The organism is Sulfitobacter sp. 1A13679 (genome assembly GCF_043557115.1).
GTDB lineage: Bacteria > Pseudomonadota > Alphaproteobacteria > Rhodobacterales > Rhodobacteraceae > Sulfitobacter > Sulfitobacter faviae.
In genome coordinates, this window is record NZ_JBIFFO010000016.1 from 75,364 (window position 1) to 95,491 (window position 20,128).

15 protein-coding genes are annotated in these 20,128 nt (G+C 63.4%); 9 read left to right on the forward strand and 6 right to left on the reverse strand.

Annotation, left to right across the window (positions count from 1 at the left end; all coding sequences use genetic code 11):
• The first annotated feature begins 47 nt into the window (after positions 1–47).
• Positions 48–2,210 carry a malate synthase G gene (locus ACGYLA_RS13480; RefSeq protein WP_394433118.1) on the forward strand — a complete coding sequence of 721 codons (2,163 nt, stop codon included), beginning with the start codon at positions 48–50 and terminating at the stop codon, positions 2,208–2,210.
• 58 nt (positions 2,211–2,268) lie between these two features.
• Positions 2,269–3,051: a gamma-glutamyl-gamma-aminobutyrate hydrolase family protein gene (locus ACGYLA_RS13485; RefSeq protein WP_168612018.1), complete on the forward strand. Its 783-nt coding sequence runs from the start codon at positions 2,269–2,271 to the stop codon at positions 3,049–3,051.
• 145 nt (positions 3,052–3,196) lie between these two features.
• Here ACGYLA_RS13485 and ACGYLA_RS13490 read toward each other — a convergent pair whose 3' ends face one another.
• Both ACGYLA_RS13490 and ACGYLA_RS13495 read right to left on the reverse strand, forming a co-directional pair.
• Positions 3,197–3,784 (reverse strand): REP-associated tyrosine transposase, encoded by a 588-nt coding sequence (locus ACGYLA_RS13490; protein WP_394433120.1) that lies wholly within the window; start codon positions 3,782–3,784, stop codon positions 3,197–3,199.
• Between the two features lie 44 nt (positions 3,785–3,828).
• Positions 3,829–4,581, reverse strand: coding sequence for an SDR family NAD(P)-dependent oxidoreductase (locus ACGYLA_RS13495; RefSeq protein WP_394433122.1), 753 nt, complete (start codon positions 4,579–4,581; stop codon positions 3,829–3,831).
• A 236-nt stretch (positions 4,582–4,817) separates the two neighbouring features.
• Here ACGYLA_RS13495 and ACGYLA_RS13500 point away from each other — a divergent pair, with 236 nt between their 5' ends.
• The 4 genes from ACGYLA_RS13500 (at position 4,818) to ACGYLA_RS13515 (ending at position 10,279) form a co-directional block, all read left to right on the forward strand.
• On the forward strand, positions 4,818–5,534 hold the full coding sequence (locus ACGYLA_RS13500; RefSeq protein ID WP_394433124.1) for a hypothetical protein: 717 nt from the start codon (positions 4,818–4,820) through the stop codon (positions 5,532–5,534).
• Positions 5,535–5,778: 244 nt separating this feature from the next.
• Positions 5,779–7,353, forward strand: coding sequence for a Re/Si-specific NAD(P)(+) transhydrogenase subunit alpha (locus ACGYLA_RS13505; protein WP_394433126.1), 1,575 nt, complete (start codon positions 5,779–5,781; stop codon positions 7,351–7,353).
• Positions 7,354–7,366: 13 nt separating this feature from the next.
• Positions 7,367–8,800 carry an NAD(P)(+) transhydrogenase (Re/Si-specific) subunit beta gene (locus ACGYLA_RS13510; protein ID WP_168612023.1) on the forward strand — a complete coding sequence of 478 codons (1,434 nt, stop codon included), beginning with the start codon at positions 7,367–7,369 and terminating at the stop codon, positions 8,798–8,800.
• A gap of 210 nt (positions 8,801–9,010) precedes the next feature.
• Complete coding sequence (locus ACGYLA_RS13515; protein WP_394433128.1) at positions 9,011–10,279, forward strand: DUF3422 family protein; 1,269 nt, start codon at positions 9,011–9,013, stop codon at positions 10,277–10,279.
• On the opposite strand, the gene ACGYLA_RS13520 is transcribed toward ACGYLA_RS13515, so the two are convergent.
• The 4 genes from ACGYLA_RS13520 to ACGYLA_RS13535 form a co-directional block, all read right to left on the reverse strand.
• Complete coding sequence (locus ACGYLA_RS13520) at positions 10,215–11,288, reverse strand: YeeE/YedE family protein (RefSeq protein ID WP_394433130.1); 1,074 nt, start codon at positions 11,286–11,288, stop codon at positions 10,215–10,217. The genes ACGYLA_RS13515 and ACGYLA_RS13520 overlap by 65 nt on opposite strands.
• Positions 11,289–11,495: 207 nt before the next feature.
• Positions 11,496–12,494, reverse strand: a complete 999-nt coding sequence (locus tag ACGYLA_RS13525; RefSeq protein ID WP_394433132.1) for an ABC transporter permease — start codon at positions 12,492–12,494, stop codon at positions 11,496–11,498.
• Positions 12,487–13,524: an ABC transporter permease gene (locus ACGYLA_RS13530; protein ID WP_394416307.1), complete on the reverse strand. Its 1,038-nt coding sequence runs from the start codon at positions 13,522–13,524 to the stop codon at positions 12,487–12,489. Before ACGYLA_RS13530 ends, ACGYLA_RS13525 begins: the two co-directional genes overlap by 8 nt.
• 120 nt (positions 13,525–13,644) lie before the next feature.
• Positions 13,645–15,366, reverse strand: coding sequence for a peptide ABC transporter substrate-binding protein (locus tag ACGYLA_RS13535; protein ID WP_168612027.1), 1,722 nt, complete (start codon positions 15,364–15,366; stop codon positions 13,645–13,647).
• Positions 15,367–15,679: 313 nt separating this feature from the next.
• Between ACGYLA_RS13535 and ACGYLA_RS13540 the strand changes: the two genes are divergently transcribed.
• From ACGYLA_RS13540 to ACGYLA_RS13550, 3 genes are all read left to right on the forward strand, one after another.
• Entirely contained in the window at positions 15,680–17,512 is a 1,833-nt protein-coding gene (locus tag ACGYLA_RS13540; protein ID WP_168612028.1) for an ABC transporter ATP-binding protein, read from the forward strand.
• Between the two features lie 10 nt (positions 17,513–17,522).
• Positions 17,523–18,686, forward strand: a complete 1,164-nt coding sequence (argE, locus tag ACGYLA_RS13545) for an acetylornithine deacetylase (protein WP_394433134.1) — start codon at positions 17,523–17,525, stop codon at positions 18,684–18,686.
• Between the two features lie 95 nt (positions 18,687–18,781).
• Positions 18,782–20,128, forward strand: a complete 1,347-nt coding sequence (locus ACGYLA_RS13550) for an NAD(P)/FAD-dependent oxidoreductase (RefSeq protein ID WP_394433136.1) — start codon at positions 18,782–18,784, stop codon at positions 20,126–20,128.

Consider the following 20,128-nt stretch of genomic DNA (forward strand, 5'->3'; position numbering starts at 1 on the left):
TCTGCTAGACCTTTCACAAAGGTATCCAGCGCGGGAGAGGGCGGAGAATGACGGGTAGAATTGACAAGAACGGTTTGCAGGTAGAGCCCGCGCTGGTCGACTTCATCGAAGGATCGGCGCTGCCGGGCACCGGTGTGGACGCGGATGTCTTCTGGGCGGGGCTGTCGGACCTAGTGCATGACCTCGGGCCGAAGAACCGTGCGCTTCTTGAAAAACGGGCCGAAATTCAGGCCAAGATCGACGACTGGCACCGCGCGCGCGCAGGCCAGCCCCATGACGCGGAAAGCTACACCGCCTTCCTGCGCGAGATTGGCTATCTTCTGCCCGAAAGGCCGGCGTTCCAGATCGAAACGCAGAATGTAGACCCCGAAATCGCGCAGGTGCCCGGGCCGCAGCTTGTGGTCCCGATCACCAACGCACGCTTCGCGCTTAACGCTGCCAATGCGCGCTGGGGCAGCCTCTACGACGCTTTCTATGGCACCGATGCGCTGGGCGACTTGCCGACGGGCAAGGGCTATGACGCCGCGCGCGGCGCGCGGGTGGTGGCACAGGCAAAAGCCTTTTTGGACGAGGCCGTGCCGCTTTCGGCGGGCAGCCATGCGGATTTGGCCGGATATCGCGTTGTGGACAGGCACCTAGAAGCTGTGATGGCACAGGATGCCGCGCCCTGTGGCTTGGCCGATCCGGCGCAGTTTGCGGGCTACCAAGGCGCGGCGGAGGCGCCCGACGCGGTGCTCTTGCGCAACAACGGGTTGCATATTGAGATCAAGATCGACCCCGACCATGCCATTGGCAAGGACGACCCCGCCAGCGTTGCGGATGTGATCATCGAATCCGCGCTTTCCACCATCATGGATTGCGAAGACAGCGTCGCGGCGGTGGATGCCGAAGACAAAGTGCTGGCCTATGGCAACTGGCTGGGGCTGATGAAAGGGGACCTTGCCGAGACCTTTGAAAAAGGCGGCCAGACCGTCACCCGCCGCATGGCCGAGGACCGTCGCTATACCGCGCCCGATGGTTCAGGTGAGATCACGTTGAAAGGCCGCTCGCTAATGCTGGTGCGCAATGTCGGCCATCTGATGACCAATCCCGCCGTGCTCGACCGTGAAGGGCGCGAGATCGGCGAGGGGCTGATGGACGCCATGGTGACCACGCTGATCGCCATTCATGACCTCAAACGCGCGGGCGGCAACTCGGTCACCGGCAGCGTCTATGTGGTGAAGCCCAAAATGCACGGGCCCGAGGAAGTGGCCTTTGCCGATGAGATTTTCACCCATGTGGAAAAGACGCTCGGCCTGCCGCAATATACTGTGAAGCTTGGCATCATGGACGAAGAGCGCCGCACCAGCGCCAACCTCATGGAATGTATCCGCGCCGCGAAACACCGTGTGGCCTTTATCAATACTGGTTTCCTCGACCGTACGGGGGACGAGATCCATACCAGTATGGAAGCCGGGCCCATGGTGCCCAAGGGCGAGATGAAGAACAGCGCTTGGATCGGCGCCTATGAGGATCGCAACGTCGATATCGGCCTTGCCTGCGGCTTGCAGGGCCGCGCGCAGATCGGCAAGGGCATGTGGGCCATGCCCGACCGTATGGCCGAGATGCTGGAGGCCAAGATCGGCCATCCCCAATCCGGGGCCAATTGCGCATGGGTGCCATCGCCCACCGCGGCTACCCTGCACGCTACACATTACCACAAGGTTAACGTCTTGGCGCGGCAGGAAGAGATCAAAGAGGGCGGCGCACGCGCCACGCTCGACGCACTGCTGACCATCCCGGTGATGGAAGGCCGCAACCTCAGCACCGAAGAAATCACCCGCGAGATCGAGAATAACGCGCAGGGCATTCTGGGCTATGTGGTCCGCTGGATCGATCAGGGCGTCGGCTGCTCCAAAGTGCCGGACATCAACGATGTGGGCCTGATGGAAGACCGCGCGACCTGCCGCATCTCGGCCCAAGCGCTGGCGAATTGGCTGCATCACGGCGTCATCAGCCGCGAGGAAGTCGAGGCCGCGCTTAAAAAAATGGCAGCCGTGGTGGACCGTCAAAACGCCGACGATCCCAGCTATCGCCCCATGGCACCGGGCTTTGACGGGGTGGCCTTTCAGGCGGCCTGCGATCTGGTGCTGAAGGGGCGCGAACAGCCCTCGGGCTATACCGAACCAGTGCTGCACGCGCGCCGGTTGGAGCTGAAGGCGCAGAGCTGAGGTTGAGACCACGGCGCGAAGCGCCTATGTTCGGGCCATGGTGAATAAGAGGTAACTCATGGCCCGACCTGTCGTTGGTATCATTGGCAATTCCTACCTGCTGAACGATCAATACCCCGTCCACGCGGGCGGGCAGATGAACACCGAAGCGATTGCCGAGGTTTCGGGCTGTCTGCCGCTTATCGTGCCGAGCGATCCGCGCTTTGTCTCGGTCGAGGAATTGCTGGAGGTCTGCGACGGTTTCCTGCTGACCGGCGGGCGCCCGAATGTGCATCCCGAAGAATATGGTGAGCCTGAGACGGAGGCCCACGGTGCCTTTGACCGCGCGCGCGATGCGGTGGCGCTGGCGCTGGTGCGGGCCTGTGTGGCGCGGGGCCAGCCCTTCCTCGGCCTCTGCCGCGGGTTTCAGGAAGTGAACGTCGCCATGGGTGGGTCGCTCTATCCTGAGATTCGCGATCTGCCGGGGCGGATGAACCACCGGATGCCCCCCGATGGCACCATCGAAGAGAAATTTGAACTGCGCCATGACGTGAGCTTTACCGAAGGCGGCGTGTTCCACCGTGTGATGGGCGCGTCCAAAGTGCTGACCAACACGCTGCACGGGCAGGGGATCAAGGAACCCGGTCCGCGCGTGGTGATCGACGGCCACGCGGATGATGGCACGCCCGAGGCGATCTATATCAAAGACGCGCCGGGCTTTACCCTCGCCGTTCAGTGGCATCCCGAGTGGAATGCGGCCAATGACCCCGTTTCGCGCCCGCTGTTCGAACATTTCGGCGCGGCGGTGCGGGCCTGGGCGGCAGATGGATCGGCCATGCCGGTGATGACCGCCGCGCAGTAGGACGGGGCGACGGGCGCGCGTTGCACTCTCGATAAACGCGCGCCGCGCTTCTCGGGGCGCGGCAGCCTGCATCGCGACGCAGTCGTTCTGTCAATCCCCCGCGACCCCGATCGCGCCGTCAACGAGTGCCTTGTCTTAACGCCTTTCAACTGTGCAGCCCGCTGAATGGCGCAACAAGTGGGGCCGCGTGGTTCAGCGGCGTCACATCATCATCCAAGACCGCGTCCTCCTCTAGCGGCCCCGCCTCCGCGCCCTGAAGCGCTGTCGGACCTGAGCAGGCGCGAGTATAGGAGCTATAGGGCCAAGCCTCAGGACGGTCACAATAGCCTGCATGCACGGGGCTGAGGTGCACCAAGCTGCAATGCCGTTCGAAATCCGCGGGGTCGCGGATCCGATGCTCCCAGAATCGACGCTGCCAAATCCCTTTCTCGCCCCGTTTGATCTGCCGCAGACTGCGATGCGGGGCCGGCGGGAGATGGCGGGAAAACCGCCCCTTCCACATGCCGATCCGGTTGCCGTAATCGTTATCGTCGGGCGGCAGGGTCCAGACCGTATGGAGCACATCCGGCAAAATGGCGATGGCATCGATCCGGAAGGGTTTGCGCGCCAAAGTCTCACGCATCGCTTGGCGCAGGGCCGTGATATGCCGCAGCAGCGCATCATCATCGCGCGGCGCGAGGCGCAGGGTAAAGAAATAGCTGTTCGGGCCATAGGATGGAAGGCTGTCTCTCATGGCCCTGAGCTTGGCCCAGCTTGGTTAAAGCAACCTTAACGCCGCTACATTTGCCCGCCAGCGATCTCGATCGACTGGCCGTTGACGCTTTCGGAGCCTTCGCCGACCAGCCATGCCGCCGCAGCGGCTACTTCCGAGGGGGCGATCAGGCGTTTGTGGCGGTTGGCGTTGACCATGACATCGCGGGCCTTTTCCTCGGAGAGCCCGGCGCGTTTGGAGATCGCCTGCGTGTTGCGCGCGATGATCTCGGTATCGACGTAACCGGGGCAGAGCGCATTGAAGGTAAACGGCTGGCCCATGTAATCTTCGCTGAGCGAGCGGATCAGCCCGATCATCCCGTGTTTGGAGGCCGAGTAGCAGGCCGCCCCCGGCAGGCCGCGCAGCCCGGCCATGGAGGAGACGGCGATGACCCGGCCCCAATCGGTCTGGCGCATGGATTTCAGGCTCTCGCGGATGGTGAGAAAGGCCCCGTCGAGATTGGTCGCCATCATGTCACGCCAGAAATCGAGGTCGGTTTTATGCAGTGACCGGCCTTCGGCCACGCCCGCATTGGCCAGGCAGATTTGCACCGGGCCATTTGCCTCGACCGCGCGGGCGATGGTGTCGGTGACCTGCGCCTCGTCGCGCACGTCCATCGCCATGCCGCTGATGCCATTGCCCGACACGGCGTCGAGCACCTCCTGCCGCCGCCCGGTGATGGTGACCTTCGCGCCCTTGGCGGCCAAGTCCTGCGCGATGGCCAGCCCGATGCCTGTGCCGCCGCCGGTGATGAATGCGTGTTTGTCTTTCAGCGTCATAAAGCCTCCCCTTTGCGGGCAGGGTGGCGCGGAGGGGGCGGCAGTACAATAGGCAGCTTGTGATGACGGGGCGTTATGTGCGGGGCGGCTGGCACGGCGATAGGCCAAATCTTGCCGCCCGCCGATCACATTTGCGGAAGCCTTACGCCTGACTATTGCAGCGCTCGCCGCCTTGGCGCACTGGTCGGATGGGTAACCTGATGACAGGGCCTTGCCAGAACCATTGGAGCAGTAATATGAAACACATAGAATTTTCAGTTCTCGCCCTTTCCGCAGCCCTCGCTTTTGGGGCAACCACAGCGCAGGCGGTCGAAGTGACGGGCGGATCGGTCGGGCTTTCCTATTCCGCATTCGCGGACGACACCGATTTCAGCCGGCTTGGCATTGATGGGTCGGTAGAGCTTGGCTTTAACCGCAACCTTAGCTTGCAGTTCGACGCCGGTTACAGCGACTTCGACTTTGTCGATGAAGACAGCCATTTGCTGGGCCTGCACGGCATTTACCACTGGGATGAAGCAACCTCTTTCGGGGCCTTCTACACCCGGGAGGAAGCCTTGGGCGGAGATGCGGATATCTTGGGTCTCGAAGCAGGCTATGAAATGCTGGATTGGGACTTCGAAGGCTATCTGGCCCATGTCGATACCGATGCAGGCGACGGCACGCTTGGCGGTATCAAGGCGCGTTATGCGCTGGCCGAAGGCTTTGGCATCAGCGGCTCCTATGATCGGCTAGGCAGCGATGGAGACGACCTGTCGCGTTTTGCCATGCGGCTCGATCGTGAGGTTTCCCCGACCACCAATCTGTTCTTGGAAGTCGGGTCTGCTAAGGTGGACGTGGGCAGCATCAGCGAGTCCGAGCCCTTCGTCGGTCTGGGCGGTGAGATCAACTTCGGCGCGGATCGTGGCACCACCTTCGACCAGCGCGGCTTGGCGCGTCTGATCCCCGGTCTTTGATCGCGACTTAGCCGTCGTTTGACACTTCGGCATGGCCCTCGGGCCATGCTACTGGCGCGGGGTGGAACGGCTGTTCTATCTCTGCGCCGAAAACAGCAAACCGTTCTTCCGATGTCGCGGTGCAGCAATTTTGCACCGTTTCACCCCGCGGTTTGCTTGTACTATTGCTGCGCGCGCGCTATCGCTCTGACTAACAAAGTTGCGCCAGAGCGGCGCGACGGGCCAGCAAAGGGGGACTCTTGGTTTGAAGATCGGGACACCAAAAGAAATATTTGAGGGCGAGAACCGGGTCGCGATGACCCCGGAAAGCGCGCTGCAACTGCAAAAGCTCGGGCATAGCTGCGTCATCGAGACGGGCGCCGGGGCGGCTGCGGGTTTTGACGATGCCGCCTATGAAGCCGCGGATGTCGAGGTGGTGCAATCCGCCGCCGCGCTTTATGAGGCCGCCGATGTGGTCGCCAAGGTGCGCCCGCCCTCTGAGGATGAGGTCAAGCACCTGCGCGCAGGCCAGACGCTGATCTCCATGTTCAACCCAGCCGGCAACACCGAGCTGATGGAGGCCGCCGCCGCGAAGGGCGCGACCGTCATGGCGATGGACATGGTGCCGCGCATCAGCCGGGCCCAGAAGATGGACGCGCTTTCGTCGATGGCGAACATCGCGGGCTACCGCGCGGTGATCGAGGCGGGCAACAACTTCGGACGTTTCTTCACCGGTCAGATCACGGCGGCGGGCAAGGTGCCCCCGGCCAAGGTGCTGGTCGTCGGCGCGGGCGTCGCGGGGCTTGCCGCCATCGGCACGTCAACCTCGCTGGGTGCGATCACGCTGGCCTTCGACGTGCGGCCCGAAGTGGCCGAGCAGGTCGAATCGATGGGTGCGGAATTCGTCTATCTCGACTTCGAGGAAGAGCAGCAGGATGGCTCCGCCTCCGGCGGCTATGCCTCTGTTTCTTCTCCCGAATTCCGTGAAGCGCAGCTGGCCAAGTTCCGCGAGCTTGCGCCGGATGTGGACATCGTCATCACCACGGCGCTGATCCCCAACCGCGAAGCGCCGGAGCTTTGGACCGAGGATATGGTGCAGGCGATGAAGCCGGGTTCCGTGATCGTGGACCTTGCCGCCGAGAAGGGCGGCAACTGCAAGCTCACCAAGATGGACGAGAAGGTCGTCACCGAGAATGGCGTGACCATCATCGGCTATACCGACTTCCCCTCGCGCATGGCGACGCAGGCCTCCACGCTTTACGCCACCAACATCCGCCACCTGATGGCGGACCTCACACCCGAGAAGGACGGTGTCATCAACCACGACATGGAAGATGATGTCATCCGCGGTGCCACCATCACGCACGAGAAGGAAGTGACCTTCCCGCCGCCACCGCCCAAGGTCGCGGCCATCGCGGCGGCGCCGAAGAAGGAAAAGCCGAAGGAGAAAACGGCGGAGGAAAAACGCGCCGAGGAACTGGCGGTCTTCAAGCAGCAGACCAAGAACCAGGTCACGCTGCTGGTCGTGGGCGCGGCGCTGCTGCTGGGTGTGGGCCTCGTGGCCCCCGCCAGCTTCATGCAGCACTTCATCGTCTTCGTTCTGGCGGTCTTCGTCGGTTTCCAAGTGATCTGGGGCGTGGCGCACAGCCTGCACACGCCGCTGATGGCGGTGACCAACGCGATCTCCTCGATCATCATTCTGGGCGCGCTGATGCAGATCGGCTCCGGCTCTTGGCTGGTGATCCTTCTTGCTGCCCTGTCGGTCTTCATGTGTGGGATCAACATTTTCGGCGGCTTCCTCGTGACACGGCGCATGCTCGCCATGTTCCAGAAATCCTGAAGGAGCGAGCATCATGGAATACGGATTCACGACAGCGGCCTATGTGGTCGCAGCGGTTCTCTTCATCCTGTCGCTCGGCGGTCTGTCGGGGCAGGAAAGCGCGAAACGCGCGGTGTGGTACGGTATCGCCGGCATGGCGCTGGCGGTCATCGCCACGCTGATCGGGCCGGGGGCGGGGCTGTGGCTCCTCTCGCTGATCCTGATCGCCGCGGGCGGGGCCATCGGTTACCAACTGGCAACCCGCGTGCAGATGACGCAGATGCCCGAGCTTGTCGCGGCGATGCACAGCCTCGTGGGCCTCGCCGCCGTCTTCGTGGGCTACAACGCCCATATCGAACTGGGCAACGTGCTGGCGATGGACGATGTGGCGCGCAAGGCGACCGAAGGCTTTGCCGCGCTGCTGGCCAAGAAGGACAGCGTCGAGATCGCGATCCTGCGGGTCGAACTGTTCCTCGGCGTCTTCATCGGTGCGGTGACCTTCACTGGCTCTGTCATCGCCTATGGCAAGCTCGCGGGCCGCGTAAGCTCTGCCGCCACCAAGCTGCCGGGCGGTCACCTGCTCAATGCAGCTGCGGCGGTGATCTCGCTGCTCTGCCTGATCTGGTACTTCAACACCGGGGGCTTCCTGCCGCTGTTTGTCATGACGCTGGCGGCGCTCTTCATCGGGTATCACCTGATCATGGGCATCGGCGGTGCGGACATGCCGGTGGTTGTCTCGATGCTGAACAGCTACTCGGGCTGGGCCGCGGCGGCGATCGGCTTCTCGCTTGGCAACGATCTTCTGATCGTGGTCGGCGCGCTTGTGGGCTCCTCGGGTGCGATCCTGAGCTACATCATGTGCAAGGCGATGAACCGTTCGTTCATCTCCGTGATCCTCGGCGGTTTCGGCGGCAGCGCTGGCCCCGCGATGGAGGTCGAGGGTGAGCAGGTGGCGATTGAGGCCGACGGTGTGGCACAGGCGCTTAACGAGGCCGACAGCGTCATCATCATCCCCGGCTACGGCATGGCGGTGGCGCAGGCCCAAGGTGCTGTCAGCGATCTGGTCAAGAAGCTGCGCGCCAAGGGCAAGAACGTGCGTTTCGCCATCCACCCGGTGGCGGGCCGTCTGCCCGGGCATATGAACGTGCTTCTGGCCGAGGCCAAGGTGCCCTATGACATCGTGATGGAGATGGAGGAGATCAATGACGACTTCCCCGAGACCGACGTCGCCATTGTCATCGGCTCCAACGACATTGTGAACCCCGCTGCACAGGACGATCCCAACAGCCCCATTGCCGGGATGCCGGTGCTGGAATGCTGGAAGGCCAAGACGGTCATCGTCTCCAAGCGCGGGCAGGGCACGGGCTATTCGGGGATCGAGAACCCGCTGTTCTTTAAGGAGAATACGCGCATGTTCTACGGTGACGCGAAGGCCAGCCTCGACAAGCTGCTGCCGCTGATCGACTAACGTTTTCTTTTAAAGAAAACGGCGGGGAATTTTTGAAAAATTCCCCGCCCATCCCATGAGCGCCCCGCCGGAAACGGTGGGGCGTTTTCCGTTATGGCCTTGCGGTATACCTCGGTATGCATCAACCCGTTGAAAAGACGTGATTTTTCACTGTTCATCGGGGGCAATGGCGCTATTCTTGACGGGATACACCCAACAGCGGACCCCGTCATGGCCCCGATCAAAGACCACCCGCAGCGGCTTGCCCTTACCGGCGAAATGCACGCGCGCCCGTTTCCGCAGCTTGCCGCGCCCTCTCGGGTTGCCTTTCTCGCGGTGAAACCCGCGCCCGATGCCGTGCCGCAGGCCGAGTTGAACGCGCTGCTGGCCCATTACGGCGCCCCGCGCGCCGATGCGGCGGCCACGCATTATTACGGAGAGATGGGCCGCTTCACCCTGAAATGGGAGCAGCATACCGAGTTCGTCACCTATACGGTCATCGCCCCCACGGGCCGGAGCCTGCCCTTCGCCGCCACGGATTTCGACGCTTTTCCAGAAGATTGGCTGGCCGAGGTGCAGGGGGAGCGGATCACCTCAGCCCTGCTTGCGGTGCTGCCGAAGCCGGAAGCCGACGATGAGATCGCGGCGCATTTGCAGGACTGGTTCGTGCCCGAAAGCCTCGCCGTGGCGGAGGTGCTGGATGGGGCGGCGGTGGTGGCCAGTGACTTTCGGATTGATCCCGCAGGCCATCTGCGTCTCGCGCTTTTCACCGATGCAACGACAGGCCAGCGGCGGATCGGGCGGATCGTGCAGCGGCTCTGCGAGATCGAGACCTATAAGGCGATGTCGATGCTGGGCTTCATGCAGGCGCGCGACATGGCCGGGGCGTTGAACGATCTGGACGGGCAGCTCTCGACGCTCATGGGGGCGATGCGCAGCGGGGCGGGCACGGCGGCTGAGGAAACGCTGCACGCGCTTTTGGACGTGTCGGTCGCGCTGGAGGCGCTGACGGCGGAGACTGCCTATCGTTTCGCTGCCACGGTGGCCTATGAGGCCATCGTCTATGAACGTATTTCGGCCCTGCGTGAGGCGCGTTTTCTGGGGCGGCAGGGCTTTGGCGAGTTCATGATGCGCCGCTATGCGCCCGCGATGCGCACGGTGAAATCGACCGAGACGCGCTTGCAGACCCTCGCCGCGCGGGCACTGCGGGCAGCGGATCTTTTGCGGACGCGGGTGGATGTGGAACGCTCGGCCCAGAACCAAGCGATCCTTGCCAGTATGGACCGCCGCGCCGATCTACAACTGCGCCTGCAACATACTGTAGAGGGGCTGTCTGTTGTGGCGATCAGCTATTACGCGGTGTCGCTGGCGGGCTATCTGCTCTACCCGCTTGCTGCGCCACTTGGGGTCAGCAAAGGGCTGCTGACCGCCGCTGTCACTCTGCCGGTTGTGCTTGGCGTGTGGTGGACGCTGCGCCGTCTGCGGCGGAAGATCGGTTGAGCAGCGCGTGCATGGCCAAGCCGCCCAAAGCGATCATCACGATGGCCTCGATGGCTGCGACCGAAAGCGTCGGCACGCCGGAGAGCCCCGCGCCCAAGGTGCAGCCCCCGGCCAACACGCCGCCCACGCCCATCATGGCGGCCCCGGTCAGGTAGCGCCCGGTCTGGCGGGGGGCGTCAAAGCTCTGCCACCGGAACTCCCGCGCGAAAAGGCTGGCGATCAGCGCACCGACAAAAACGCCGCCCAATAGCCCGGTGCCAAAGCCTGCGGGGATTGAACTGCTGGCGATGGTCCAGAACAGCGTATCGGCGGAGGGAGAGGTGAAGCTGAGGCTCTCCATCGCGATCGGGTCGAATTCATCAAGCAGGATGAACCCGGTGCCGACCCATGCGGCGGGGACCAAGAGACCGATCAGCGCCGCCATCACCAGTTGCCCCGGACGGTTGCCCGAGCGCAGCGCATAGGCCAGCGCCGCCACGGCGATCACACCAGCCCAGAGCAGCGCACCGCCGGGCAGGGCGGCGAGGCTCACGTTCTCTCCCATATTCACGGTGACAGAGCCGAGCGCCACGCGCAGCGGTGCCAAGACGCCTTTCAGCGTCGCATGGGCCACCACGGCAAAGACCAGCACCACCAGCGCCGCCCGCAGGTTGCCGCCGCCTGTCAGCACCGTGAGGCGCGAGATGCAGCCGCGTGTCAGCACCATGCCCGCGCCAAAGAGCAGCCCACCCACGGCAATCGCCAAAAGCGGCACGTCGCTGGCCATGAAGCGATGCGCGTCAAAACTGATCCATCCGGCGGCAACGGCGGCCTGCGTGCCGATCACCGCCAGCGCCAGTGCGGTCAGCCAGATGCCAAGCGCTTGGCGTCGGTCTTCACCCACAAGGCTCCGGCGAAAGCAAAACCGCGTGCGCTGCGCCAGCACGCCGAACGCCAGCCCGATGAGGGCCGCCAGCAGAACGGACGCCTCTTTTGCTGTCGTCTCTTCAAAGCCGAAAGACTCAAACATCGCGAAAACCCTCGAAAACGGAATTATTTCCCATTTGGAGCGGGTGCGGGTCACAATCAAGTGAAAGCGCACAGGGCCGACCCCCAGAGGGGTGAATTAAATTCCGCATTGATGGGAAAAGGGGCGACGCTGTTCACCCTGCGTCAAGGGGCGTAAAACAATCGGCCCCCGCCACAGGGGGCAGGGGCCGGTCGGTTCTTATTTTGCTCAGCGTCCGCGGATGCGCGGGTCGAGCGCGTCGCGCAGACCGTCGCCGAGGTAGTTCACCGCCAGCACGGTCAGCGAGATGGCGATGCCGGGCAGCATCACCCGCTCGGGGAACTCCTGCATCCGGTCCACGGCATCGGCCAGTTGCTTGCCCCATGTCGGGAAGTCCGATGGGAAGCCGACACCAAGAAAGCTCAGCGCGCTTTCGGTGATGATCGCCGTGGCGAGGCCCAAGGTGGCCGAGACCATGATGGGCGAGATCACATTGGGCAGCAGATGGCGGCGGATGATCTTGCCCGGCGTGGTGCCGATGGAGCGCGCGGCGAGGATGAACTCACGCTCTTTCAGCGCCAGAATATCGCCGCGCACGATCCGCGCGGTCTGCATCCATGAGGTCAGGCTGATGACCGAGACGATGAGGATGAACATGCCACCCTCCGGCCCGAACTGCGCCCGCAGCGGTTGGCCAAAGAGCGTCACGGCGAGCAGGACCAGAGGCAGGATCGGCAGGCTGAGGATCAGGTCGGTGAACCGCATCAGCCAGAAGTCCATACGTTTGAAAAAGCCCGAGAGCACGCCGACGGCGGTGCCGATGATCAGCGCCAGCACCATCGCCATCCAGCCCACGGCCATCGACACCCGCCCGCCAAAGAGCATCTGCGCAAGGATGTCGCGCCCCAACTGGTCGGTGCCGAAGGGATGCGCCCAGCCCGCCTTGGCATCGCCATCCCACAGCAGGGTATAGATCGGCCGCCAGTTCTTGTTGCGGATGTCCAGCTTCTTGGCGTCGATGTCCCACAGATAGGGGCCAAAGATCACGGCCAGTGTGATGAAGATCAGGAAACCACCGCCGAAAAGCGCGCCCTTGTGTTTGCGGAACTGGTCCCAAACATCGCGCCATTGGCTGCGCGGCGGTTTTTGCGGGCCCTTGTCTTGCAGGGCCTTCATGAACTCGAGGTCGGCTTCGACCGGGCTTGCGGGAATGGGTTGCTCAGTCATAACGGATCCTTGGGTCAAGCAGGCCGTAGAGGATATCTGCGATCAGGTTGAACAGCACGATCAGCACCGCGAAGATGAAGGTTAGGGTCATCACCATCGGCAGGTCGTTGGCGCGTAGCGCGGTCAGCAGCAGTTGGCCGATGCCGTTCACCTTAAAGACGTTCTCGGTGATGATGGCGCCGCCAAAGATCGCGGGCATGCCAAGCGCGATGACGGTGACCACTGGGATCATCGAGTTGCGCAGCACATGCACCATGACCACGACGCTTTCCTTCAGCCCCTTGGCGCGGGCGGTGCGCACGTAGTCTTGGTTGAGGTTGTCGAGCATGGCACCACGCATGTAGCGGCTGATCTGCGCCGTGGTTTGCAGCGCCAGCACCATCACCGGCATGATCATCTGGAAGAACTGCACCTTGAAGCTCTCCCAATCGTTCACAACATGGGTCGTGTCATAGATCGACGGCAGCCAGCCGAGAGAGACCGAGAAGATCACGATGAGCAGCGGACCGGTGAAGAAGGGCGGGATCGAAAAGCCGATCATGGTAATGAACGTCCCGGCCTGATCGAAAACCGAATAGTGCCGGTAGGCCGAGTAGATGCCGATCGGGATCGCGATGACGATGCCCACGATATAGGCCAGCCCCACGACCCAGAGGGTCTGCGGCATGCGCTGGATCACGATGTCCATCACCGGCGAACGGGTCTGCCAAGAGATCACGCGCAGCTTGCCTTCGGAAAGCGCCGTATCGGGCAGCCAGCTAAACAGGGCGGAGCGGTTGGTCAGGTAGTCGATGAAGACCTGCGGCTCGATCCAAAAGACCTGCACGAGCCATTTCCAATACTGGATATAGATCGGCTGGCCGAGGCCAAGCGCCTCGCGCATCTTTTCTTTCACCTCGGGCGGGACCGTCAGCGGCACTTGGGCCATCGGGTCGCCGGGGGCGAGTTGCAGCAGCAGGAAAATCACCAGGCTGATAAACAAAAGCGTCGGGATCGACAAAAGAAGTCGTCGGATGGTGAAGGTCAACATGGGCGTCGCCTTTGTAGGTCAGTCTGTGAGGGGGTGGGGGCGAGACGGGGGCGCGCGGATGACGCACACCCCCGAAGGTCGTTGAAGGGAGGCGCGGGCCTGCCGCGCCTCCGTCCTGGATCACTCTTCCATGCGGTACCAATCGGCGGCATTCCACAGTTCGGAGTCCCATGTGTTCAGCACAACGCCACCAAGGGTGTTGGAAGCAGCCGAGACGCGACCACGGTCCACCAGCGGCAGGATCGAGTAGCTGTCTTTGGTCAGCATGTCGTTCAGCTTTTTGGCCAGTTCGCCACGCTTTTCCATCTCGCCGGTGCGGCCCAGTTCGGCCACCATCGCATCATACTCTTCGTTGCAGAAGCGGTTGATGTTCTCACCCTGCCACTGTGTTTCCGGGCTTGGGAACTTGGCGCAGGTCCGCTGGGCAAGGTAGCTCTGCGGGTCGGTGCCGTCGAAGTTGTTGGCGTACATTTCAACGTCTGCATAGAAACGCTGGAACGTGTCGGTCGAACCGGGGTCGCCACCGAAGAAGACCGAAGAGTCGATGTTGCGCAATTCGGTTTCAACACCGATCTGGCTCCACCAATCCTTGATCAGCGCTTGGAAGTCCTGACGCACGGCGTTGGTCGAGGTCTGGTAGAGCAGGGACAGTTTCTCGCCATCCTTCTCACGCACACCGTCGCCATCGCTGTCAACCCAGCCCGCTTCGTCCAACAGCGCCTTGGCGCCTTCGATGTCTTGGGTCAGACAGTCGGTGTTGTCCGAGGCGTAAAGCTCAGGCGCAGGCACCATGTTGCAGGTGGCGCGGCCCGCTTGGCCGTAGCCGACCTCGACCAGCAGTTCGCGGTCGATCGCCATGGAGAGCGCCCGGCGGACTTTCTCATCGCTCAGGATCGGGTGCGGGTGTTTGGCCGTGGCGCGCTCACCCTCCGGCAGATCGGGGGAGGCATCGGTCATGTTCAGTTCAAGACGCTCAACCAGCGTGCCGAAAGCCGACATGGGCTTGCCCTTGCCGCCTTCGGCCATCTTGGCGATGACATCGGGGGCCAGTTGCAGGTTCCAGGCGTAGTCGAACTCACCCGTTTCCATCACGGCACGGCCCGCCGCTGTCGCGTCACCGCCGCCTTTGAAGGTCAGCGTGGCGAAGGCAGGCTTGCTCGGGTCCCGGTAATTCTCGTTCGCGGCCATGGTGATCACGTCGTTCGGGCGGAACTCGGTGACGGTGAAGGGGCCGGTGCCGATGGGGTTGAAGTTGGCCTCGGTGCACTCAGGCGCTTTGGCGCCGGTGCAATCGGCGAACTGTGCCGCCTGAATGATCGGGGATTGGCCGCCCATGAAGGGGCCGTAGGGGTTCGGCATCGGCTCGGAGAAGGTAACCTTGACTGTCTGGTCGTCGACCACGTCGACCGAGGAGACACCTTCGAATTTAGCCAACTGCGCGCAGCCGCCTTCGGGGTTCATGCAGTAATCAGCGGTGAACTTGACGTCATTGGCGGTGACGGGGGTGCCGTCGGACCACATTAGGCCGTCTTTCAGCTTCCATGTGATGGTCTTGAGGTCTTCGCTCACGCCGCCGTTTTCCAGCGTCGGAATCTCGGTTGCCAGATAGGGCACCAGCGCGCCGTTCTGGTCGTAGCGGCCCAGCGGTTCGAGAACCAGCGAGGAGGCTTCGACGTCTTTTGTGCCGCTCGACAGATAGGGGTTCAGGATCGAAGGCGCCTGCCAATAGATGATCTTGACTTCGCCGTCGCGGCCCCGCTCGCCCTCATGGGCTTCGGCAAAGGCCATAGGGGCAAGCGCCGTCGATGCGACAGCCCCCATCAATAGGGTCTTCAATTTCATATCTTACTCCATGTTGGACACGTGGGCGTGCCGCTTATTGTCGACGGGATGTTCCCCGCCTTGTTGTTGTCGCCCCGGAAAGAACATGAGCTTCGCCAGCTAAACATAACAAAACAAGCAATATTCAACCTGTGATCGAAGCGCTCTTTCCAAACCGCATGGGCTATATCGAAACAGGTTTGCCGGAAATTGCAAGGGCGGACGTGGCGCAATTATGACAAAGCCCGAACTCTGCGCGTCAGGTTTGACAGTCTCGTGACATTCGCCGTAGCGTCGGGCAAAATCTGCGCCAATAAAAACAACAGGGAAACAGATGCTGGATCACACCAATGGGGCGCCAATCGCCCAAATTCAGGGCCTGCGCGTCGAATTTCAAACCAAAGATGGCCCCGTGGTCGGTGTCGAGGATGTCAGTTTCGACATCAATCCCGGTGAGACGGTTTGCGTGGTCGGAGAATCAGGATCGGGCAAATCGGTGTCTTCCCTGTCGCTGATGCGACTGGTTGAGTATGGCGGCGGTGAAATTGCAGGCGGTCGCCTGCTTTTTGAGCGCGGTGAAGAAGGCCAGGTTGATCTTGCGGCCAGCGGCGGCAATCTGATGCGCAAGATTCGCGGCAATGAGATCGGCATGATCTTCCAAGAGCCGATGACCGCACTGAACCCCGTGTTCACCATCGGCAAGCAGATGACCGAAGGTCTGCGCCTGCATCTGAACATGACCCGCAAAGAGGCCGAGGCCCGCGCGCTGGAACTAATGAAACAGGTCCGCATCCCCGAGCCGGAGCGGCGTCTCAAGCAGTACCCCCACGAACTTTCGGGCGGCATGCGCCAGCGTGTGGTGATCGCCATGGCGCTGGCCTGTGAGCCGCGCCTCTTGATCGCCGATGAGCCCACCACCGCGCTCGACGTGACCATTCAGGCCGAGATCCTCGCCCTGATGGATCGGCTTAAGCGCGAGACCGGGACGGCGGTGATGTTCATTACCCACGACATGGCCGTGGTGGCGCAGATGGCCGACCGCGTGGTCGTGATGTTCCGCGGCAAGAAGGTCGAGGAAGGCACCGTCGAGGAGATCTTCGAGAACCCGCAGCACCCCTATACCAAGGCGCTTCTCGCCGCGGTGCCGAAGCTCGGCGAGATGACGGGCAAGCCATACCCCGAGCCGATGAAACTGCTGGGCACGCCCGACAAGGAGATCGTGCCGATCAAGGGCCGCGAAGAGACGCTTCTGTCGGTCAAGAACCTGACCACGCGCTTCCCGGTGCAGGGCGGTTTCCTGCGTCGCACCGTCGCCAATGTGCATGCGGTCGAGGACCTGTCGTTCTCGCTCAACAAGGGCCAGACGCTCAGCCTCGTCGGCGAATCGGGCTGCGGCAAATCCACCGCCGGACGCTCGATCCTGCGGTTGGTAGAGCCGATGTCGGGGGAGGTGAACCTCGACGGCGTCGACATCATGTCGCTGGACCAATCGGCGCTGCGCACCGCGCGGCTCGACATGCAAATGATCTTCCAAGACCCCTTCGCCTCGCTCAACCCGCAGATGCAGTTGGCCGATCAGGTGGCCGAGCCTATCCACAACTTCGGCACGCTCAAGGGCGGTGAGATCAACAAGCGGATCGAGATGCTTTTCGACCGCGTGGAACTGCCGCGCAGCTTCATGCGCCGCTTCCCGCATGAGCTTTCGGGCGGCCAGCGCCAGCGCGTCGCCATCGCCCGTGCGCTTGCGCTGAACCCCAAGCTCATCATCGCGGACGAAGCGGTCTCGGCGCTGGACGTGTCGGTGCAGGCGCAGGTCTTGAACCTGATGATGGAGCTTCAGGCCGAGATGGAACTGTCGTTTTTGTTCATCAGCCACGACATGGCCGTGGTCGAACGCGTGAGCCACTATGTCGGCGTCATGTATCTGGGCCGCATCGTTGAGATGGGCTCGCGCCAGCGGGTCTTCGAGAACCCGCAGCACCCCTATACGCAGGCGCTGATGAAGGCCGTGCCGATCGCCGATCCGCGCCGCCGCAAGTCCGAGAAGGACCTGAACTTCAAGCCGATCCCCTCGCCAATCCATCCGGTCAGTTACCGGCCCGAGCCTTCGGTCTACCGCGAGGTGGAGCCGGGGCACCATGTGCTGACCACCGACAGCGGCTATTGAAAGAAGACCCATGACCGAACGCCTGACCCCGCTCGAGTTGATGACCAAACTCATCAGCTTTCCCACCGTGTCGCGCGACACGAATATCCCGCTGATCGACTGGGTGGCTGACTACCTCGCCTCGCACGGGATCGAGAGCCACCGCTACATCGATCCCGACCAGCCGAAACATGCGCTTTTTGCCCATGCCGGCCCGTGGGAGGAGGGGGCCGTGGTCCTTTCGGGGCACACGGATGTGGTGCCGGTCGACGGGCAGGCCTGGGACACCGACCCTTTCACCGTGACTGAGAAGGACGGCCGCTACTACGGGCGCGGCACCTGCGACATGAAGGGCTTTGATGCGCTGGCGATCTGGGCGCTGGTCGAGGCGCATTATGCAGAAGTCAATCGCCCGCTGCAGATCGCGCTCAGCTTCGATGAGGAGATCGGCTGCACCGGTGCCCCGCCGATGATCCAGGCGATGCAGGGCGTGGTGCCCAAGGGCTCGGCGGTGATCGTGGGCGAGCCTTCGACCATGCAGGCGGTGACCGGCCACAAGGGCGGCATCGGCTTCAACACCCATCTGGTGGGCTTCGAGGTGCATTCCTCGCTGCTGCACACCGGGGTCAACGCGATCATGGCGGGCGCGAAGCTTATCGAATGGGCCAATGACGTGAACAGCGACAACATGGCCGCCAAGCCGACCGAGACGGCGGCGATGTTCGATCCGCCCTTCACCACCGCCCATGTCGGCGTGATCGAGGGCGGCACGGCCCACAACATCACCGCTAAGGACTGTAAGTTCGCGATGGATTTCCGCGTCGTCCCCGGCGAGGACAAGGACAAATGGGGCACCGCCTACCTCAAGAAGGTGCGCGAGGTCGAAAAGCAGATGCAGGACGTGGTGCCCGAGACCTATATCGAGACCTCGACGCGCTTCGACGTGCCCGCCCTGCAGCCCGAGAAGGACGGCGAGGCCGAGCAGATCGTGCGCCAGATCACCGGCGACAACGCCAGCCACAAGGTCAGCTACGGCACCGAGGCCGGGCAGTTTCAGGAGGCGGGCTATTCCGCCGTGATCTGCGGCCCGGGCGATATCGCGCAGGCGCATCAGCCCAACGAGTTTATCGAGGTGGCGCAATTCGAGGCCGGCCACGACTTCATGCGCCGTCTGCTGACCCGCTTGCAGGGCTGAGCCATCCCTGACAGACCTGTGGCTGGCCCCGCGCGGGGCCAGTCCTTTTCACGGCCGCCCGGTGCAGCCGCGCGGCGTCAGCCACCGGGGTCCGCATGTCCGCCTTTCCTATCACCCTTGCCACCCCCGCCAGCTACCCGCGCACCCCGCCGCGCGAGAGCGAGGTCGTCGTCATCGGCGGTGGGGTGATCGGCGTTTGTACCGCCTTGTTTCTGGCCCGCGCAGGCAAACAGGTCACGCTCTTGGAAAAGGGCCGCATCGCCGCGGAACAATCCAGCCGCAACTGGGGCTGGATCCGCCAACAAGGGCGCGACTCAGACGAATTGCCGATCATGGTCGAGGCCGCGCGGCTTTGGCGTGAGCTTGCGCCAGAACTCGACCGCGACATCGGCCTGCAGCAGACCGGCGTCACCTATCTGGCGGGGACCGAAGCCAAGATGCAGGGCTATGCCGACTGGCTGCCCCATGCCAAGACCCACGGCGTCGACAGCCGGTTGATGGACGCGGGCGAAGTTGCCAAGGCTTTCCCGGGGCTGGCCGGGACCTATGCCGGGGCGCTCATTACCCCCTCCGACATGCGCGCAGAGCCTTGGGTCGCCGTGCCCGCCTTGGCGGCATTGGCAGCGAGCGAGGGCGTGAAGATCATCGAGAATTGCGCGGTGCGGCGCCTTGACCTCGCCGCTGGTCGCGTGGCGGGCGTGGTGAGCGAGGCGGGCGCGATCCGCTGTTCCTCGGTCGTGCTGGCGGGCGGGGCGTGGTCGGCGCTGTTCCTGCGTGCCCATGGTGTCAGCCTGCCGCAGCTTTCGGTGCGCGAGAGCGTGCTGGCCACCAATGTTCTGCCCGAGGTCCACGCCGGGGCCGCCGCCGAGGCGGGTCTTGCCTTCCGCCGCCGCGCCGATGGCGGCTATACGCTGGCGCCCGGCGGGCGTCCCGATCTCTATGTCGGCCCCGATGCCTTCCGCGCGCTGCGGCACTACCTGCCGCAACTGCGCCAAAGCCCCTTCGGTCAGCGTCTGCGCGCCGCGGCCCCGCGCGGCTTTCCCGATGCGTGGCGCACGCCCCGGAACTGGGCGGCTGACGCGCACAGCCCCTTCGAGGCGATGCGCATCCTCGACCCCATGCCGGACCACCGCGCCCAGCGCCGGGCGCGCAAACGTTTTGCCGCGCTCTATCCCGATCTGCCGCCCATCACCGCCCGCGCCTCATGGGCCGGCATGATCGACACGATGCCCGATATCGTGCCGGTGGTGGATGCTTGCGCGCAGATCCCGGGCCTTGTGATCGGCACCGGCATGTCGGGCCACGGCTTTGGCATCGGGCCGGCCATGGGGCGGGTGCTGGCGGCTCTGGTCATGGGCGACGCGCCGGGCCATGATCTGCGCAGATTCCGCGCCGACCGTTTCAGCGATGGCAGTGCCATCCGCCTTGGCCCGACGCTCTGA